Consider the following 19843-nt stretch of genomic DNA (forward strand, 5'->3'; position numbering starts at 1 on the left):
GTGATGCAATTAACGTTATTGATTAATAGTACACGTTAACTTTTAGTGCTGTGATGTCTATCCGATAACATTTTCCAATAAATGGCATTATTAAGCGAATTGTTAACGTTTAACATTAAATTTTTTTCATTATTTTGGGGCATATAAAACCCGTGTTTTATTGCTCTATTTCGGAGGTCGTAATGGCAAAACTGGAAATCTGTTGTTTCGGAATTGAATGTGCCCAAGTGGCTCAAGAATATGGTGCAGATCGTATCGAACTATGTTCTGGTGCTGCAGACGGTGGCCTGACCCCCAGTTATGGTTACCTGAAATTAGCCAAAGAGAAACTACATATTCCAGTTCATCCTATTATTCGTCCTCGTGGTGGCGATTTTTGCTATAACATCAGCGAATTTGACGTGATCCGTGAAGATTTAATTATGATTAAGGATATGGGGTTTTCAGGTGCCGTTATCGGTATATTGGATAGTGAAGGGCGTATTGATATCAACAGGATGCATACGTTGATGGAAATTGCACAAGGGATGAATATTACCTTCCACCGCGCATTTGATATGTGTATTAACCCATTATTAGCTTTAGAACAATTAAACGAACTCGGTGTTGCGCGTATTTTAACTTCTGGGCAGCAACAAAGTGCGGAGTTGGGTTTACCGCTTTTGAAAGAACTCCATGAAAAAAGCCAGCAAATTAATGGCCCACAGATTATGGCAGGTGCGGGAGTACGTTTAGCTAACCTAAGTAAATTTATGGAAATCGGTTTATCTGAGGTACACAGTTCCGCAGGGAGAACGGTGCCATCAACCATGAGTTACCGTAAAGTAGGGGTAACAATGGCCTCTAATAGCGAAACGGATGAATTCACCCATTACTGTGTTGATGGCCCTACGGTAGAAGCGATGAAGGACTTTATTTCTATTACTGAAAAAGTTTCCGTTTAATTGCCGCTAGCCACAATAGGCAGCTTGACGATAGAAATTTTAAATAAATTGTTATTCTCTAAGGAAAATCAACTAGTTGGTTTTCCTTGTTATTTTTCAGCTAACCCATGGTTAGTTACCATTAAAATACCAAATAAAGAAACTTATTATATTGTTTATTTATCATTAATAGCTCAATTATTGCTTGTGTTGATACACGTCAATTAACCCTTATTTTTATAAGGCTACTATCTAATTACTATAAGAATACTAAGTAATTCAATTTATAATAATTAATGAGGTAGCAATGTAATGATCAATAAAATCAGGGAAAAAGCGCTGAGTCGGAGACAGTTTATTCAAGCCTCTGCCTCTGTCGCCACGACAACAGCTATTGCCAGCTCCATCTCTCTACCTTTTTCCGCTCAAGCAACACCCACTATCACAATCCAACCCGACGAAGTCAGCGAAAAAATCAAATACAGTGCATGCTTAGTCAATTGTGGTAGCCGCTGCCCACTCAAAGTGCATGTAAAAGATGACGTTATTACTCGCATATCGAATGAAACCATGTATGACGACACCCAATTTGGTTTACATCAAATACGCCCCTGTTTGAGAGGGCGCTCTGTTCGTTGGAAAACCTATAACCCAGACCGCTTGAAATACCCATTATTGCGTACAGGTAAACGGGGGGAAGGAAAGTTTAAACGGATCAGCTGGGACGAAGCGACGACGATTGTGGCACAAAAACTGCGCTCAACCATTGATACTTATGGTAATGAAGCGATTTAATACCAGTATGGCTCAGGGTCTACCGGTGCTAATTTACAAGGGCGTAATGCCTGCAAGCGTCTATTAAACCAACTAGGTGGGTTTCTTGATCAACATGGAACTTACTCAACTGCACAAATAAACGGTGTTATTCCGTATGTCTATGGCAAGTTAGATGATTCATTACTGTCTGAAATAGCGAATAGCGATTTAGTCGTGATGTTCGGCCATAATATTGCGGAAACGCGTATGTCCGGTGGTGGTCAGTTCTATGAAACCTTAAAAGCATTAGAAAAAAGCCAAGCCAAAGTGATTATTATTGACCCGCGTCGTACTGATAGCGTGACAACGCTAGGCGCTGAATGGATCCCAATCTATCCGGGCACTGACGGTGCGCTTGTGGCAGCGATTATCCATACATTAATTAAAGAACAATTAACGGATGAGGCTTTTTTAGCGAAATATTGTGTGGGCTGGGATAGCCAGACACTTCCTGAGTCTGCACCACAAAATGGCTCATATAAGGATTATATTTTAGGGCTCGGTGATGATGGTGTTGAAAAAACACCTCAGTGGGCTAGCCAAATTACAGGTGTTTCGCCAACCCGTATTGTTCAGTTGGCTCGTGAGCTGGGTAATGCAAAAGCAGCGTGGATTTCTCAAGGCTGGGGATTACAAAGAACCGCATCGGGAGAGCAAGCGGCCCGGGCAGTGATGATGTTACCGATTGTCACGGGGCATATTGGACGCCCTGGGACGAATGCGGGAGGATGGGGAGGTAACGTGGCGTATTCTGTGCCTGGTTTTGCTATTCCAAACCCAGTTAAAACCAAAATCCCGTGTTTTATGTGGACCGATGCGATTGCGCGCGGAACCGAAATGACCGCAACAAATTCAACATTGCTCGGTAAAGAGCGTCTTGAAACCAACGTGAAATTTTTATGGCACTATGCGAGTAATGTCACGGGTAATCAACATTCTGATTTGAACAAAACCCATAAAATTCTAACAGATGAATCCCTATGTGAATTTATTTTAGTTTGGGATACGCATATGACACCATCGACTAAATATGCGGATTTGATTCTACCCGATGTGACCAGTGTTGAATCGAATGATTTAATTAATAATTCGTATGCAAGCGGTGCTTACCATTATGCTATTCGTCTACAAAATGCGATTACGCCATTATGGGAGTGTCGCCAATCTTATGATGTTTTAACGGATATTGCTGAAAAGCTGGGTATTAAAGACCAATTTACCGAAGGTCGTACTCATGAGCAGTGGATAGAACATTGCTATAACCTAATGCGAGAAAAAAATCCCCATTTGCCAACATTTGAAGAAACGAATGACATGGGAATTGTTGATAGGAAATTGGCAAACAGTGCAGATTATATTGCATTAAAACCATTCAGAGACTCACCTGAAACTGCGCCATTACCAACCCCATCGGGTAAAATTGAAATTTATTCAGAAAGGCTCGCTAAGATAGCGAAAGAGTGGGAATACCCTACTGACCAGCGAATTCCTGCTGTGCCTGAATATTGTGTGAATACGGAAGGTGTTGAAAACAAAAAAACTAAGCAAAAATATCCGCTGCAAATGACGGGCTATCACGATAAAGGCCATGCGCATTCATCGTATTTTAATATTGCTGTGTTACGTGAAGCCGTGCCTCATCAATATTGGATTAACCCAATTGATGCATCAACTCGTGGTATTCAAGATGGTGATATGACTGAAATTTTCAATGACCGCGGACGTATGCATATTAAAGCGAAAGTGACTGAGCGCGTATTACCGGGGGTGATTGCGGTTCCGCAAGGTACTTGGCGGGAAGTCAATGAGGAAGGGGTCGATATCGGTGGTTGTATCAATACACTAACCACACAACAGCCTTCAGCTCTCGTTAAAGGGAATCCACAACATACTAACTTAGTTGACGTGAAACGTGCATAAGGAGCGACAAATGAAACAGTATGGTTTTTATTTCGACTCAACAAAATGCACAGGATGTAAAACGTGTCAGGTGAGTTGTAAAGATGAGAAAGACCTTGATTTAGGGCCTAAATTTCGTCGGGTGTATGAGTTTGGTGGTGGTAGTTGGCAGCAGCAAGAGGGGATATGGCAGCAGAATGTTTATAACTACTATCTATCAATTTCCTGTAATCATTGTTCTAACCCAACATGTGTTGAAGGTTGCCCAACAGGGGCGATGCATAAACGTGAGCAAGATGGGTTAGTCGTGGTAGACCAAACCATTTGTGTTGGATGCCGTTACTGCGAGTTACGTTGTCCATACGGTGCACCGCAGTATGACGAAAAGAAAAAATTGATGAGTAAATGCGATGGATGCTATGAACGTGTCGAAAAAGGGATGAAACCGGTTTGTGTTGACTCCTGTCCACAACGTGCATTGGATTTTGACGATATCAATATTCTACGTGAACGTCATGGCAATATTAGTGGGGTCGCCCCCATGCCAAATCCGTCTCTTACTAATCCTAATATTGTGATTAAACCGCATAAAGATGCCAAACCTTGTGGTGAAAAGAGCGGTAAATTACAAAATCCAGCAGAGGTATAATATGCACGAACTTCCACTCGTTTTTTTCACTGTATTGGGGCAGTCAGCGGCAGGTTTATATTTGTTGGCGTATGCAAGCCGAAGACTGGGTATGTTGAGTGAAAACCAATTACGTCATGCCAATATAGCTGCATTCGTCATTATGATCATTGCACTAGTGATTGGTGGTTTGCACGTTGGGCAGCCACTGCGCTTCTTCAATATGCTTTTAGGCGTCGGCCGTTCACCAATGAGTAATGAAGCCTTACTCAGTGGTATTTTTGTCGCTTTTGGGGCTGCAACTTTATTATTTACCTTGTTTATTAAAAATAAGGTGCTGAGTGAACTGTGTAACGTTGCCACGGTTATTTTTGGTTTGGCATTCGTATGGTCAATTCCTCAGGTTTATAATATTGCCACAGTAGCGAACTGGTTTACTGTTTTCACGACATTACAAATGTGGATGACACTGCTAGTTGCTGGTGGCGCATTAGCGATTTTATTCGGGGCTCAGCGGTTGGGGGCGATGGCATTTTTGATTGGCTCAATTATGATTTTTGCCACTCGTGCAGCTTATGTGGCATTCTTAGGCGAAACAGGGCCTGAGATTAGTGCCGAACAAGCGGGTTTTTGGAGCTTCCAGTTAGTCGTCTTAGCGGTGATGCTGTTTGTTTATCCTGCTCTGTTATATCGCGGAAGAAATTCATTCGCACTATTAGGCCTATGTGCGCTAGCGGTTATTTTAGCCGAGTTATCTGGCCGAATTGCCTTCTATAATTTATGGCAAATAACAATGTAATCGCTTGTTTACTAGTATGATAATAAATGCCTATGACTTGATTGCCATAGGCATTTTATCTTTATGGCTTACGAGCAACTAAAATTGCACGTAGTGGTGCGGGGTAACCTTCGATAGTTTTAGTTTTATCATTTGGGTCTAAAAATTCAGCCAGTGAATCTGTTTTCATCCACTGTGTGCGGCGTTGCTCTTCCAAAGAGGTTACTTCTTGGTCAACAATTCGCACATCAACAAAGCCGCATTTTTCCAACCAAACTTTGAGCATTTTAGCGGAAGGAATAAAATAGACATTACGCATTTGGGCGTAACGGTCACCGGGGATCAAACACTGAAATTCATCCCCTTCAATAACCAGGCTCTCTAATACCAATTCGCCTTCACTCACTAATTGGTTCTTAAGTTGCCATAAATGGTCGAGCGGTGAACGGCGGTGGTAAAGTACACCCATTGAAAATACGGTATCAAATGCCTTCAATTCTGGCAGTTGTTCGATACCTAAAGGCAATAAGTGGGCACGTTGGTCATCACCTAGTAGCTTTCTGACGGCTTCAAATTGGCATAAAAATAGTTCAGTTGGGTCGATACCAACAACAAATTTGGCATCTTGCCCTAACATACGCCACATATGGTAGCCACTGCCACAACCAACATCTAAGACATAGCGGTCTTTGAGTGATGAAATATGGGGTAGTACGCGATCCCATTTCCAGTCTGAGCGCCATTCAGTATCAATATTCACGCCATAGAGAGAAAAAGGGCCTTTACGCCATGGCATTAATTGTTCAAGAATATTATTCAGACGTCGCGTTTCGCCCGCAGTGAGTTCGGGTTCGCGCGTTGCTGTCACGCTATTGCGTAAATCCAAATGGGTAGGAACCATAACGGGTAGGTTATCTAGCATTTTCTCCCATGAGGAAAATCCACCGTGTAACCCTTGTTTTTTCCATTCTGAAAGTTGTGCCGGAAGCGTTTCAAGCCAATGACTTAGAGGGCCAACCGCAATTTGTTGGTAAAAACGACCAAAATCAATCATGCCTAGGCCTCTTTAACCGCTAACAGTGAACCAAAATTAAAGCACTGGAACCAAACTTCACAGTGAGTAAAACCGACATTTTTTAAACGCGCTTTATGTGCTTCAACAGAGTCTGTGAGCATCACGTTTTCTAACATACTGCGTTTTTGGCTAATTTCTAATTCACTATAGCCATTTGCCCGTTTGAAGTCGTGATGCATATTGAACAATAATTCACCGATTTCGTTGTCTTCGAAATTGAATTTCTCAGAAAGCACTAAAATACCGCCGGGTTGTAGCCCTTGATAAATTTTACTGAGTAATAATTGGCGGTCTTCCGGGTTGAGAAACTGTAAGGTGAAATTGAGCACAACCATGGAAGCATTTTCAATATTTACATCGCGAATATCGCCTTCGATAACGTCAACCGGTGTGTCGGCACGATACGCATCAATATGGCGGCGGCAACGTTCAACCATTGCAGGGGAGTTATCAACAGCAATAATTTTGCTTTTTTCTACTGTAATATTACGCCTTATCGATAAGGTTGCTGCACCTAAAGAGCAGCCTAAATCGTAAACATGGCTGTTGGGTTTGACAAAACGACCCGCTAGCATGCCAATCATCGTAATAATATTAGAGTACCCTGGCACGGAGCGTTGGATCATATCAGGGAATACTTCAGCAACTTTTTCATCGAATTGCCAGTCACCAAGGTTAGCGATAGGCGCAGAGAAAAGGCGGTCTTTTGAGGTTGGATCCGAATTTGACATAAGTTCTGTATTAAGCAAAAACAAAAGTAGTGGAGGATTGTATCAGAAAGGCAGTCTACTGAAAATCAATCCATAAGCAATGAAATAATGAGCGGCACATTAATAACTCGTGCCGTTACAGAGAATAAAAACTAAAGATTAAATGAAACGATTTGCAGCCAAGGTAGGTAATAAGTATTGGCGATAACCATTAGTGCCATAGCAAGGTAAGTGGCTACCATACCTGAACGGCGATATGAATAATCGTGATTTTTCAAGCCGTAAGAGTGCAGTAATCGGCCTGCTATTAAGATCAGACCACAAATATGAATCATCCACACTTGCGCGCCATTCATTTCCATTAAAAGCAGTAAAATTAATGAGATGGGAATGTATTCGATGGCATTACCATGAACGCGGATAGCGGTTTGCAACTCATAAAAACCGCCATCACCATAGGCTATACGGTATTGATTACGCAACTTCACAACATTTAAAGATAATCTAAGCAGCAGTAAGGCACCCAGTACAGCATACAAAGAGCTGACCATTTTTTACTCCACCATAAAACGAATCAAACTATGAAAACACCTAAAAATATAAGTTATAGTAATGGGTATTGACAATATTTTGTGAATTGTAAATCCTAAAAAGCCGTTAGACAAATGAAATCACAACTTTTTTGAGTCAGTCTTACACTCTATTTAATCAAACCTTCTTTTTTTAAGCGAGTTAAAATAGTCACCGCTGTGCTTGAGCAGCGAGGTAAATCGTTAATGCTAAACCAATCCAATTCAGCAATCTCAGCGGCGGGTTGTGGCTCCCCTGTATAGTCCGCAAAGTAACAACGAATACGGACTTGCGTTCCATCTGATTTTCCATCAGCAGGGCCAATGAACTCACCATAAAACCGGATAGAAGCGGTATCTAGCTCAAGTTTTAATTCTTCGGCAATCTCACGGCAGAGTGCTTGTTCGTCAGTCTCACCTTGCTCACGTTTTCCACCGGGTATATAAAATAAACTTTTATTATGGGAACGCACCATCGCAATTTTGTGGTCTGATAAGGTGATCAACCCAAGCTTATCAATGATTTTAACACTCATAATAGGGACACCCTGTTATTTAACGATGATAAGAGAATTATTGCTGTAAGTGAGTCATTAAGTAAACTGATAAAATTACTTAATGACTTAAATTATATTGTTTAAAAATTATTTTTTCTCAACGATTTTTACCAATTCATAACGAATACTTGGGGCATCAGCCGGTGGGTTTGGTACATCGAATTGCTTCACTTGTATAGTATAAGAGAAGCCTGGTTGATATTCGAAGCCTTGAATTGAGCTATAAAAAAGTTGCCAGTCATCACTTGGGTTTTCTTTCACTTTCATACATTTCATTGGGGCAACGCCCATACAATCAGCAAGTGAAGAATCAATATAAAAAGTTTTTGTATTATCAGTCTCTGCGGGTTTCATGTTCTGGCATCCAGCAAGTAGTACGAACATGGAAGTGGCAAGTATAATTTTTTTCATGGGTAGTCCTTAAACTGCAGATGGTGATTAATTCAGCGTTATATCTGTCTGTTGTGATTATAGCAAACTGAAAAAGGTAACGATTCTGAAATAGAAAGATTAATGATTAAAGCGATATTTATTAACCAATAATTGAATTGGAATACATTAAGTGGTGATTTTTCACTCAAAAAGGTATCGAACTGATGAAATAAACCTTTGCTGCAATATGTACATGGTGCGGATAGTCACTTAAAATCGATAGGATCATCGTGATAGACGTCTATCTCGCTATTCAATTTTATTGTTGTTGATTAGAAAAACAATAATTGATGAAAATATGATTAAAAACAAAATGGTTTACGCGTTATGTAGAATACGTAACTATTTGTCTAACAGAATTTCCTGTATAATGTCTGCCTTTTTGACATTCTGAATTTTCAGCCCGTGTTTCGCAGATAAATAGGGTTCAGCAAAATGCCAAAATCCCGCAGCAAGCAAAAGCACAACAGCTGAGTAAAAGGATATTGTATGCGTACTAATTATTGTGGGCAGTTAAACATCGCTCACGAAGGCCAAAAAGTCACTCTTAGTGGATGGGTAAACCGCCGTCGCGATTTAGGTGGTTTGATTTTTATCGATATGCGTGACCGTGAAGGGATCGTGCAAGTTTTCTTCGACCCCGATCGTAAAGACATATTTGAAAAAGCGTCAGAACTGCGTAATGAGTTCTGTATCCAAATCACAGGGACAGTACGCGCACGTCCAGATAGCCAAAAAAATAAAGATATGGCAACGGGCGAAATTGAAGTTTTTGCTGAAGAACTGAATGTTTTCAATAAGTCAGAGCCACTACCATTAGATAGCAACCAAACGAATACAGAAGAGCGTCGTTTAAAATATCGCTATTTAGATTTGCGCCGTCCAGAGATGTCTGAGCGTCTGCGCACGCGTGCCAAAATTACCAGCTTTGTTCGTAACTTTATGGATAACGAAGGGTTTTTGGACGTTGAAACGCCAATGCTAACCAAAGCAACACCAGAAGGTGCTCGTGACTATTTAGTGCCAAGTCGTGTTCATAAAGGTAAATTCTACGCATTACCTCAATCACCGCAACTGTTTAAACAGTTGCTGATGATGTCAGGCTTTGACCGTTATTATCAAATCGTAAAATGCTTCCGCGATGAAGATTTACGTGCAGACCGCCAGCCTGAATTTACCCAAATCGATGTTGAAACCTCTTTCATGACCGCAGAGCAAGTGCGTGAAATTATGGAACGTATGATCCGTAATTTATGGTTAGAGGTAAAAGGGGTTGATTTAGGCAACTTCCCAATCATGACTTTTGCGGAAGCTATGCGTCGTTATGGTTCAGATAAACCAGACTTACGTAACCCAATGGAGCTGGTGGATGTGGCGGATATCGTAAAAGATGTTGAATTTGCGGTGTTCTCAGGCCCAGCAAACGACCCGAAAGGCCGTGTTGCAGCTCTGAAAGTTCCTGGTGGCGCAGCTATGACGCGTAAACAAATCGACGAATATGGTCAATTTGTTGGTATTTATGGTGCGAAAGGCTTGGCTTGGATGAAAGTCAACGAGCGAGCTAAAGGCCTTGAAGGCATTCAAAGCCCAGTTGCAAAATTCTTGAGTGAAGATGTGATTAACCAGTTATTAGACCGTACTGGTGCTGTTGATGGCGATATCTTGTTATTCGGCGCGGGCGCAAAAAATGTGGTGACCGATTCAATGGGTGCGTTACGTTTGAAAGTCGGTCGTGACTTTGAATTAACCGATTTAAATAGCTGGCAACCACTGTGGGTGATTGATTTCCCAATGTTTGAAGATAATGGTGAAGGCGGGTTAACTGCGATGCACCATCCATTTACTTCACCTAAAGATTTCTCACCTGAAGAACTGGCGAGTAAACCTGAAGAAGCCGTTGCTAATGCGTATGATATGGTCATCAATGGTTACGAAGTTGGTGGTGGTTCAGTACGTATTCACCGCAATGAAATGCAACAAACAGTATTTAGCATTTTAGGTATTAATGAAGAAGACCAACGTGAAAAATTTGGCTTCTTATTGGATGCATTGAAATATGGTACACCGCCACACGCAGGTTTAGCATTTGGTCTTGACCGTTTAGTCATGTTGTTAACAGGCACTGATAATATTCGTGATGTTATTGCTTTCCCGAAAACAACAGCAGCTGCGTGCCTAATGACGAATGCACCGAGCCATGCGAATCCTGATTCATTAACGGAACTCGCTATCGCGGTGGTTGCGAAAGACGAAGAGTAAGTTCAATGAAAAAATATAAGCGCCCGGAATCAGTATTAGTCATTATTGTGGCTCAAAGTAGTGGGCGGGTGCTTATGTTACGACGTAAAGACGACCCAAACTTCTGGCAATCAGTGACTGGAAGTTTGGAGCCTGATGAAAAGCCGTACGAAACGGCGTGTCGTGAAATTAAAGAAGAGACAGGTTTTGAGGTTGAACAAAACCAGCTACAAGATTTGTCGCACAGTATCATCTTTGAAATTTTCCCGCATTTCAGGCATCGTTATGCACCCGATGTTACGCATTGTAAAGAACATTGGTTTAAAATGGTGCAAAGTGAAGAAAAAATGCCATTACTGACGGAACACAGTGAATTTCGTTGGCTAGCCCCCGATGAAGCAGCGAGCTTAACGAAATCCTGGAGCAACAGTCAGGCTATTTTAGAATTTGCTGTTTAATTATTTATTGACGTTTTTTGGAGATATTTCATGGCAGGTCATAGTAAATGGGCCAACACCAAACACCGTAAAGCGGCACAAGATGCTAAACGCGGTAAAATTTTCACTAAAATTATCCGTGAATTAGTGACTGCAGCTCGTTTAGGTGGTGGTGATCCCGCAACTAACCCGCGTTTACGTGCGGCTATAGATAAAGCATTATCTAACAACATGACTCGTGACACTTTAAACCGTGCTATCGCACGTGGTGTTGGTAATGATGATAATGATAATATGGAAACCATCATTTATGAAGGTTATGGCCCAGGTGGAACGGCTGTTATGGTTGAATGCTTAAGTGATAACCGTAACCGTACTGTTTCTGAAGTGCGTCATGCATTTACTAAAACGGGTGGTAACTTGGGTACAGACGGTTCCGTTTCTTACTTATTTACTAAACGCGGCGTGATCACTTATGCACCTGGCGTTGATGAAGATGCCATAATGGATGCGGCATTAGAAGCAGGCGCTGATGATGTTGAAACTTATGATGATGGTGCAATCGATGTTTACACAACGCCAGAAACGTTTGGTGAAGTGAAAGATGCACTAGATGCTGCAGGTTTCACCAGTGAAGCCGCAGAAGTATCGATGATCCCATCGACTAAAGCGGAGTTAGATGCAGAAACGGCTCCTAAATTATTACGTCTTATTGATATGTTAGAAGATTCAGACGACGTACAGGAAGTTTACCACAATGGTGATATTTCTGACGAAGTCGCTGCCACACTGTAAGTCGTGAGGCACTAAGTGGCCATTTAGTCATTTAGCATAATCCGCGTAGAGAAAGCCGGCTGGCGCAGCCTGCTTTCTCTAACGCCTTCTATTCTTTCCTTTCCTTTATCCGCTATACTTTCTTTGAATCGACGAGCTAACTAAAACAGTTTAATTAATATAACGAGGAATAAATAAACGTATATGGCGATTATTTTAGGTATTGACCCCGGTTCTCGTGTTACGGGATACGGTGTTATTCGCCAGCAAGGCCGGCAATTGCTGTATTTAGGCAGTGGATGTATTCGTACCCAAGTTGATGATTTACCAAGTCGTCTGCAACGAATTTATGCGGGTGTCTCGGAAATTATCACCCAATATCAACCTGATGTATTATCCATTGAACAAGTTTTTATGGCGAAGAATGCGGATTCAGCATTAAAACTTGGTCAAGCCCGAGGGGTTGCAATTGTTGCTGCTGCAAACATGAATATACCCGTATTCGAATATGCGGCTCGCCAAGTGAAACAGACGGTTGTAGGCACAGGAGCTGCAGAAAAAAGCCAAGTACAACATATGGTTAAATCTATTCTGAAGTTGTCGGCGAGCCCACAATCTGATGCGGCAGATGCTTTGGCAATTGCGATTACACATTGCCATTTCAATCAAAACCTTTTAAAAGTTGGCGACCCACGGTTAGTTTTAACTCGCGGCCGTTTAAGATAGCGAGTTTATCTTAAACAGAATTACTTATTAATAAATAGCGCGTAGCTGGATATGCATCCAGCATTTTTTGTGGTATAAACAACGGTATTAATGATAATAAACCAACCTGTTCAGGGTTTAGATAGTATGTTCAGGGTTTAGATAGCAATAGAGGGCTTCAATGTGATAGGTCGTTTACGTGGTATTGTTTTAGAAAAGCAACCTCCAATCGTATTATTAGAGCTACAAGGTGTCGGTTATGAAGTCCATATGCCGATGACTTGTTTCTATGAATTACCCGAAATTGGTCAAGAAGCGATTGTTTTTACTCATTTTGTTGTTCGTGAAGATGCCCAATTATTATATGGCTTTAACGACAAGCAAGAAAGGGCGCTATTTAAAGAACTGATCAAGGTTAATGGGGTTGGTCCAAAATTAGCTCTAGCAATTTTATCAGGGATGTCTGCTCAACAATTTGTTTCTGCGATTGAACAAGAAGCTATCGCATCACTGGTCAAATTACCTGGTATTGGTAAGAAAACGGCAGAACGTTTAGTGGTCGAAATGAAAGACCGCTTCAAAGGCCTAAATGGCGATTTATTTAATCAAAATAGTGACATTAACCTACCAAGTGTGAATAGCAAAGTACCAAGCATGGCTGATATTGAGGCAGAAGCAGCTGCTGCATTGATTGCTTTAGGGTACAAACCACAAGAAGCAAGCCGTATGGTGAGTAAAGTCGCAAAACCGGATAGCGACTCTGAAACATTGATCCGTGATGCCCTTCGTGCCGCACTTTGATTGAGAGACGTTGAATATGATTGAAGCTGATCGCCTAATAACGGCTGAAGTATTACAGTCAGATGAAGAAGCTATTGACCGTGCGATCAGGCCAAAGCTATTGAATGAATACATTGGTCAGCCCCAGGTTAAAGACCAAATGGAAATATTTATTCAGGCGGCAAAAATGCGGGGCGATGCGCTTGACCATTTGCTAATCTTTGGTCCTCCAGGGTTAGGTAAAACAACTCTGGCTGGGATTGTTGCAAATGAACTAGGCGTTAATCTGCGTACAACTTCAGGGCCCGTATTAGAAAAAGCAGGCGATTTAGCGGCCATGTTAACTAATTTAGAACCTCATGATGTCCTATTCATTGATGAAATCCATCGATTATCTCCAGTTGTTGAGGAAATACTTTATCCCGCAATGGAAGATTACCAGCTAGATATCATGATAGGAGAAGGGCCTGCTGCGCGTTCTATTAAAATTGATCTCCCTCCTTTCACATTAATTGGTGCAACGACTCGGGCTGGGTCACTCACATCACCATTACGTGATAGGTTCGGTATTGTGCAACGCCTAGAATTTTATCAAGTTAATGATCTACAACATATTGTCAAACGTAGCGCCCGATACATGGGGCTAGACATCACCGAAGAAGGGGCTCTACAAGTTGCTATGCGCTCGAGGGGAACTCCACGTATTACCAACCGTTTGTTGCGTCGCGTGCGGGACTTTGCTCAAGTAAAAGGCGATGGTTCAATTGATGGGCTAATAGCTAACCAAGCATTAGACATGTTAAATGTTGATGCTGCAGGCTTTGATTATTTAGATAGAAAGCTTCTGGTGGCTATTATTGATAAATTTATGGGCGGCCCAGTTGGTGTTGATAACCTTGCAGCAGCCATTGGGGAAGAGCGTGAAACCATAGAAGATGTTTTAGAACCTTATCTTATCCAGCAAGGCTTTATTCAGCGCACCCCTAGAGGCCGAATGGCGACGGTTCATGCATATAACCACTTTGGTTTAACCCCTAAAGAAATTTAATTATATTAAATAAAAATGGCCCCAACATTGAAAGCAATGTTGGGGCCATTTACATCAAAAATTGTATGTAACAACTGAAATTATGTAGCTCATAGCTTAAATTAATTTTTCGCTTTTATTACTAAACTAAATACGAACAGAATAGCGGATACCAACACCACAGACGGCCCTGCAGGGGTATCGTAGAAAGCAGAAAGTGTTAGCCCACCAGTCACAGCAATCATACCAATTAAGACAGCGATAGAAGCCATTTGCTCAGGCGTTCGAGCAAAACGCCGAGCCGTTGCCGCGGGTATAATTAATAAAGACGTAATAATTAACGCCCCGACAAATTTCATTGCAATACCAATTGTTAGTGCGGTAACTAGCATTAGTAATAAACGCAGTCTTTGAATATTAATGCCATCAACAAAAGCAAGTTCAGGGCTAACCGTTATGGACAAAAGTGCCCGCCAACGATAAAAAAGCAACCCGCAAACGACAATAACGCCAATAAAAATCGTTATAATATCCTCATAGCTGACTGAGAGTAAGTCACCAAATAAATAAGCCATTAGGTCAACACGGACATTAGCCATTAAGCTAACAACAACTAGACCTAAAGAGAGTGAACTGTGCGCCATAATACCCAGTAGAGTATCAACAGCAAGTTGTGGCCGCTTTTCTAGCCAAACTAAAATTAAGGCCAATAACAAAGTGACAGCAATAACAGCATAGAATGGGTTGATATTTAATAGAAGCCCAAATGCGACGCCTAGCAATGAAGCATGGGCTAGTGTATCGCCAAAATAGGACATACGGCGCCACACAACAAAAGAGCCTAGAGGACCTGCCGCAATGGCAAGTAGCATACCTGCTATCCAGCCGGGTAATAGTAACTCAATCATGTTTGCAGTCCTTGCTGTGTTGGTGGCCAACAATAATATTGCCTTCTAAATCGTGTTGATGATTATGTTGATGGCGGTATACACCGAGTTGTTGAGCACCGCGATAACCAAACATTGCCACAAACTCAGGGTGGTTTGAAACAACGTCTGGCGCGCCAGAACAGCAAATATGGCCGTTAATGCAAAGTACTTTATCTGTTTTTGCCATTACGAGATGTAAGTCATGGGAGACCATTAATACGGCGCAGTTAAGCTCAGTTCTTAACTGATTAATTAAGTCATATAGAGCAACTTGACCTGTGATATCAACGCCTTGAGCGGGCTCGTCAAGCACTAGCAAGTCAGGTTTATTGAGTAGGGCGCGAGCCAGTAAAACACGCTGAGTCTCACCGCCTGATAACTTTTGCATTGGTTGTTCGAGTAAATGCGTTGCCTTGACCCTCTCGAGGGCGGGTAACAAATGCTCTTTACGAACACCAAGCTTTAATAACATAAACCGTTTAACCGTAAGAGGAAGCGTCGTATCTAAGTGAAGTTTTTGTGGAACATAACCAATAGCGAGAGAAGAAGGACGCGTAATGGTACCTGATGTAGGGGCAAGTAACCCGAGTACAACACGTACAATTGTTGATTTTCCAGCGCCATTCGGGCCTAAAAGGGTCACGATATCACCTTTATTCAGTTCAAAGGTAACATCGTTGAGAACCTGTTTTTCGCCAAATGAAACAGAAATCTTATTTAAAGTTAGTAGTGGTTGCATGTGAAAAACATCTTGCAGAATTCATGTTGTGTTATATTATAACATTTCAAAGTTAAAATCACGGAAAAAGACTGCTATGATACATAAATCGAAAAACATTGCCTGTAAATTTCTTTTTGGGGCAGTGGCAAGCTCGGTATTAAGTGCAACAATGGTATCAACCGCGAATGCTGATGTTGTGACTTCAATTCGTCCACTGGCCTTTATTGCAGCTGGTATTGCTGATGGTGTCACTGAGACACAAGTTTTATTACCAGATGGCGCTTCGCCTCATGATTATGCACTTAAACCTTCTGATTTGAAAAAAATTAAACAGGCTGATTTATTTGTATGGGTTGGGCCTGATATGGAAATGTTTTTACAGAAGCCAATCAATACATTACCACAGAATAAACGCCTAGCATTAGCTGAACAGAAAAATATTAAGCCGCTACTTATGGCAGAGTCCCATGAAGATGAACATGACCATGAACATGGAGATGAGGCTAATCATGACAAGGATCACGAACATCATCATCATGGTGAGTATAATATGCACATCTGGTTATCACCAGAGATCGCAAATTTTGCTGCGCAAGACATTTATGAACGTTTAGTAGAGCTTTATCCTGAACAAAAAGATAAGCTAGACGTAAACCTTCGTAAATTCAAAGAAAATATGACGCAAAATGATCAGAATATTGCTAATATTTTGCAGCCAGCTAGAAACAAGGGTTATTTCGTTTTTCACGACGCTTATGGCTACTTTGAAAAACACTATCAACTCGCTCCTTTAGGGCATTTTACGATAAACCCAGAAATACAGCCAGGCGCGCAAAAATTACATCAAATACGAACACAATTGGTTGAGCATAAAGCGCAATGTGTTTTTGCTGAGCCACAATTCAGGCCTGCTGTGATTGAAAGCGTAGCACGTAATACGGGGGTGAAAATGGGAACTCTCGACCCACTAGGAATTGGGCTGGCTATAGAGCCGGATAGCTACATGAAGTTTTTGACTCAACTATCAGAGCAATACGCCAGCTGCCTGGATTAAAAATAGAAGGAATTGTTTAAGTGCAGCAAATGGCCAAGAGTCTGGTTCAGGTATACGGTAGCCTGTCTAGAACACACAAAATTGTATTAAGTGCGCTCACTGTAGCGACTATGGCCGTCGCAATTTGGCGGCCAGTTCATATACCAACAACGACTGAAAATGACGGAACACCAGATACCATCATTCCGCTCTCATTATTACCTGCAAGTGATGCTACCGACGATATAATTCAAGATAGTAGTGAACAGCTACCTGATGAAGGCCTCGCTGATACTGACGCTGAAGCTGCAGAAACTGGTGGGGCAGCAGCACCTCTCGTTCATGAATATGTTGTTGCAAGTGGTGATAATTTAACGACTATTTTAACTCAATTCGGTATTGAAGCGGGTGATGTTGCAACACTATCCAATCAACATAAATCGCTGAGAAACCTGAAAATAGGCCAATCTTTAAATTGGTCGTTAACTGATCAAGGCGAATTAGAATCATTGACATGGGAAGTTTCTCGCCGTGAGACCCGTGTATTTACCCGCGTTGGAACGACAAACAAATTTGAAGAAGCCAAACAAATTCGTGAAGGTGAGTGGACTAACAGTGTATTAAAAGGCACGGTTGACGGTTCATTTGCACAAAGTACAAATAAAGCTGGCTTAACACGCAATGAAGGCCGTGAGGTGATCAAAGCCTTGCAATGGCAAGTTGACTTCAAAAAATTGAAGAAAGGCGATAAATTCAGTGTGTTAATGAGTAGAGAAATGCTGAATGGCCGTAGTGAACAGAGCCAACTCATTGGTGTTCGTCTACAAACAAATGGAAAAAGCTATTACGCTTTTCGTGCTGAAGATGGGCGATATTATGATAGCGAAGGGAATGGCTTAGAACGCGGTTTCTTACGTTTTCCAACTGCTAAACAATTTAGAGTTTCTTCACAATTCAACCCTCGACGAGTTAACCCAGTTACTGGGCGTGTAGCACCGCATAAAGGTGTGGACTTCGCAATGCCAGTTGGCACACCAGTGCTTGCTGTTGGTGATGGTGAAGTCATTGTTTCAAAATACAGCGGTGCTGCAGGTAACTTTATTGCGATCCGTCATGGGCGTCAATATACCACGCGTTACATGCACTTACGCCAGCTATTAGTTAAGCCAGGTCAAAAAGTTAAGCGCGGTGATCGAATTGCGCTATCGGGCAATACTGGGCGTTCGACTGGGCCTCATCTACATTTTGAAATGTGGGTTAATCAACAAGCGGTAAACCCACTCACTGCGAAATTACCTAGTTCTGGTGGCTTGACAGGGAAAGAGCGTAAGGAATACTTAGCGCTAGTTAAAGAAACTAAACCACAACTTAAACTACAATAACTTAAGTTTCTATTTTTATCGCTGGCAGGTACTTGTATCTGCCAGTTTTCTTTGTAATGCTCCCGTAAACTATTATTATAAGCTATAGAAAGATAGCTATTATTCACTTGAGTACAGCATGAATAAAGATCAAGACACTGATAGTAAAAAAGGCTATGTGCCAACGTTTCACCGCTCTTACCTTTTACCTAAATATTGGGGAGTGTGGCTAGGGGCCGGTGTTTTAGCCGGATTGGCTTTCATTCCGGTTAAAATACGTGATCCTTTACTGGCTAAAATAGGAAAATGGGTTGGACGACTAGCAAAGAGTGGTCGCCGTCGCGCTAAAATTAACTTACTTTACTGTTTTCCTGAATTGACAGAACATCAACGAGAAGAGTTAGTTGATCGCATGTTTGAAACCGCACCACAATCTTTTGTCATGTTGGCTGAGCTATGTCTGCGTGGTGCGAGTAAAACGCTAGCTAGAACGCATTGGCATAATCAAGAAATTATAGAGCGTTTAAAGCAGCAGCAAAGTAATGTTATTTTTATGGTACCTCATGGGTGGGGCGTTGATGTCCCTGCGATGTTATTAGCAGCCAAAGGCCAGCAAATGGCTGCCATGTTTCATCACCAAAAGAACCCCGTTGCAGATTATTTATGGAATAAAGCAAGATACCATTTTGGGGGGCGCTTACACTCAAGAGAGGCGGGTATTAAGCCTTTTATTGCTTCTGTTAGGCAAGGTTATTGGGGCTTTTATTTACCTGACCAAGATCATGGTGAAGAGCATAGTGAATTTGTCGATTTTTTTGGCACATATAAGGCAACATTACCTGCAATCGGTCGGCTAATGAAGGTATGTAAAGCGAAAGTTGTGCCACTGTTTCCTGTTTATGACCATAAAACGCATCAATTGCATATTTATATTCGTGAACCGATGGATGATATTGATGGAAAGGATGATAAGTATATAGCACGAAGAATGAATGAGGAGCTGGAGTACCTGGTTGCTCCGAATTTAGAACAGTACACATGGATATTAAAGCTATTGAAAACGCGAAAAGAGGGTGAAATAGAACCTTATCAGCGAAAAGACCTCTATCGTTAGTGTACAGATATACAGAATAAATTTTAAGCCATTACTTTTTAGTAATGGTTTTTTTTATTTAAAAGTGAGTATTTATAGAAATATACGTTTGATGATTGGTAATTTTAAAAAACTGTACACGATTATTAATAACGAAAATTTAGGATAGTACATTAATGATTTATGGATGTTTCATTCATTTTTTGAGCTGTATCTAATTTTTGTAAAGTCTTGATAAAAAGAAGAAGAGCAAGGCTTAATTTAACTTATTGATTTATATGCTTATTATAAATATTGCATTGTATATTTATAGCTTACATGACAGATAGTTAAGTGCAATATAAGGAAGATATGCTTA

General features: G+C 41.3%; 19 protein-coding genes and 1 pseudogene. 13 read left to right on the forward strand and 7 right to left on the reverse strand.

The window, feature by feature from the left end:
• The first annotated feature begins 182 nt into the window (after window positions 1-182).
• The 4 genes and pseudogenes from cutC (at window position 183) to PR809_RS02200 (ending at window position 5065) form a co-directional block, all read left to right on the forward strand.
• Window positions 183-944, forward strand: coding sequence for a copper homeostasis protein CutC (gene cutC / locus PR809_RS02185; protein WP_206276480.1), 762 nt, complete (start codon window positions 183-185; stop codon window positions 942-944).
• 291 nt (window positions 945-1235) lie between these two features.
• Window positions 1236-3659 (forward strand): annotated as a pseudogene (locus PR809_RS02190) (DMSO/selenate family reductase complex A subunit).
• Window positions 3660-3669: 10 nt separating this feature from the next.
• Window positions 3670-4287 carry a DMSO/selenate family reductase complex B subunit gene (locus PR809_RS02195; protein WP_102140257.1) on the forward strand — a complete coding sequence of 206 codons (618 nt, stop codon included), beginning with the start codon at window positions 3670-3672 and terminating at the stop codon, window positions 4285-4287.
• Window position 4288: 1 nt separating this feature from the next.
• Window positions 4289-5065, forward strand: a complete 777-nt coding sequence (locus PR809_RS02200; protein WP_195698644.1) for a dimethyl sulfoxide reductase anchor subunit family protein — start codon at window positions 4289-4291, stop codon at window positions 5063-5065.
• Between the two features lie 61 nt (window positions 5066-5126).
• On the opposite strand, the gene cmoB is transcribed toward PR809_RS02200, so the two are convergent.
• The 5 genes from cmoB to PR809_RS02225 form a co-directional block, all read right to left on the reverse strand.
• Complete coding sequence (gene cmoB / locus PR809_RS02205) at window positions 5127-6098, reverse strand: tRNA 5-methoxyuridine(34)/uridine 5-oxyacetic acid(34) synthase CmoB (protein ID WP_166265080.1); 972 nt, start codon at window positions 6096-6098, stop codon at window positions 5127-5129.
• A gap of 2 nt (window positions 6099-6100) precedes the next feature.
• Complete coding sequence (cmoA, locus tag PR809_RS02210; protein ID WP_102140260.1) at window positions 6101-6850, reverse strand: carboxy-S-adenosyl-L-methionine synthase CmoA; 750 nt, start codon at window positions 6848-6850, stop codon at window positions 6101-6103.
• Window positions 6851-6981: 131 nt separating this feature from the next.
• A complete protein-coding gene (locus PR809_RS02215) occupies window positions 6982-7380 on the reverse strand; it encodes an MAPEG family protein (RefSeq protein ID WP_102140261.1) in 399 nt (132 codons plus the stop codon).
• A gap of 149 nt (window positions 7381-7529) precedes the next feature.
• Window positions 7530-7934 carry an NUDIX hydrolase gene (locus PR809_RS02220; RefSeq protein ID WP_206276479.1) on the reverse strand — a complete coding sequence of 135 codons (405 nt, stop codon included), beginning with the start codon at window positions 7932-7934 and terminating at the stop codon, window positions 7530-7532.
• Between the two features lie 108 nt (window positions 7935-8042).
• Complete coding sequence (locus PR809_RS02225) at window positions 8043-8366, reverse strand: DUF4377 domain-containing protein (RefSeq protein ID WP_166265074.1); 324 nt, start codon at window positions 8364-8366, stop codon at window positions 8043-8045.
• 510 nt (window positions 8367-8876) lie between these two features.
• On the opposite strand from PR809_RS02225, the gene aspS reads away from it, so the two are divergent.
• From aspS to ruvB, 6 genes are all read left to right on the forward strand, one after another.
• Window positions 8877-10646, forward strand: a complete 1770-nt coding sequence (gene aspS / locus PR809_RS02230) for an aspartate--tRNA ligase (protein WP_102140264.1) — start codon at window positions 8877-8879, stop codon at window positions 10644-10646.
• 5 nt (window positions 10647-10651) lie between these two features.
• Window positions 10652-11083, forward strand: coding sequence for a dihydroneopterin triphosphate diphosphatase (nudB, locus tag PR809_RS02235; RefSeq protein ID WP_125891079.1), 432 nt, complete (start codon window positions 10652-10654; stop codon window positions 11081-11083).
• 30 nt (window positions 11084-11113) lie between these two features.
• The gene (locus PR809_RS02240; protein ID WP_102140266.1) at window positions 11114-11857 is read left to right on the forward strand and encodes a YebC/PmpR family DNA-binding transcriptional regulator; all 744 of its coding nucleotides are present in this window, start codon (window positions 11114-11116) and stop codon (window positions 11855-11857) included.
• A gap of 183 nt (window positions 11858-12040) precedes the next feature.
• Window positions 12041-12562: a crossover junction endodeoxyribonuclease RuvC gene (gene ruvC, locus PR809_RS02245; protein ID WP_004910683.1), complete on the forward strand. Its 522-nt coding sequence runs from the start codon at window positions 12041-12043 to the stop codon at window positions 12560-12562.
• 162 nt (window positions 12563-12724) lie between these two features.
• Complete coding sequence (ruvA, locus tag PR809_RS02250; RefSeq protein ID WP_102140268.1) at window positions 12725-13342, forward strand: Holliday junction branch migration protein RuvA; 618 nt, start codon at window positions 12725-12727, stop codon at window positions 13340-13342.
• 16 nt (window positions 13343-13358) lie between these two features.
• Window positions 13359-14369 carry a Holliday junction branch migration DNA helicase RuvB gene (ruvB, locus tag PR809_RS02255; RefSeq protein WP_206276478.1) on the forward strand — a complete coding sequence of 337 codons (1011 nt, stop codon included), beginning with the start codon at window positions 13359-13361 and terminating at the stop codon, window positions 14367-14369.
• Window positions 14370-14470: 101 nt separating this feature from the next.
• Here the strand turns inward: ruvB and znuB are convergent, their stop codons facing one another.
• Window positions 14471-15256 carry a zinc ABC transporter permease subunit ZnuB gene (znuB, locus tag PR809_RS02260; RefSeq protein ID WP_102140270.1) on the reverse strand — a complete coding sequence of 262 codons (786 nt, stop codon included), beginning with the start codon at window positions 15254-15256 and terminating at the stop codon, window positions 14471-14473.
• The gene (gene znuC, locus PR809_RS02265) at window positions 15249-16016 is read right to left on the reverse strand and encodes a zinc ABC transporter ATP-binding protein ZnuC (RefSeq protein ID WP_004910688.1); all 768 of its coding nucleotides are present in this window, start codon (window positions 16014-16016) and stop codon (window positions 15249-15251) included. Before znuC ends, znuB begins: the two co-directional genes overlap by 8 nt.
• A gap of 76 nt (window positions 16017-16092) precedes the next feature.
• Between znuC and znuA the strand changes: the two genes are divergently transcribed.
• The 3 genes from znuA (at window position 16093) to lpxM (ending at window position 19506) form a co-directional block, all read left to right on the forward strand.
• Window positions 16093-17052 (forward strand): zinc ABC transporter substrate-binding protein ZnuA, encoded by a 960-nt coding sequence (gene znuA / locus PR809_RS02270; RefSeq protein WP_102140271.1) that lies wholly within the window; start codon window positions 16093-16095, stop codon window positions 17050-17052.
• Window positions 17053-17072: 20 nt separating this feature from the next.
• Window positions 17073-18413, forward strand: coding sequence for a murein DD-endopeptidase MepM (gene mepM / locus PR809_RS02275; protein ID WP_102140272.1), 1341 nt, complete (start codon window positions 17073-17075; stop codon window positions 18411-18413).
• A gap of 118 nt (window positions 18414-18531) precedes the next feature.
• On the forward strand, window positions 18532-19506 hold the full coding sequence (gene lpxM / locus PR809_RS02280; protein WP_102140273.1) for a lauroyl-Kdo(2)-lipid IV(A) myristoyltransferase: 975 nt from the start codon (window positions 18532-18534) through the stop codon (window positions 19504-19506).
• Window positions 19507-19843: the final 337 nt, after the last annotated feature.

Source organism: Providencia sp. PROV201, from assembly GCF_028479545.1.
GTDB classification, from domain to species: Bacteria; Pseudomonadota; Gammaproteobacteria; order Enterobacterales; family Enterobacteriaceae; genus Providencia; species Providencia huaxiensis.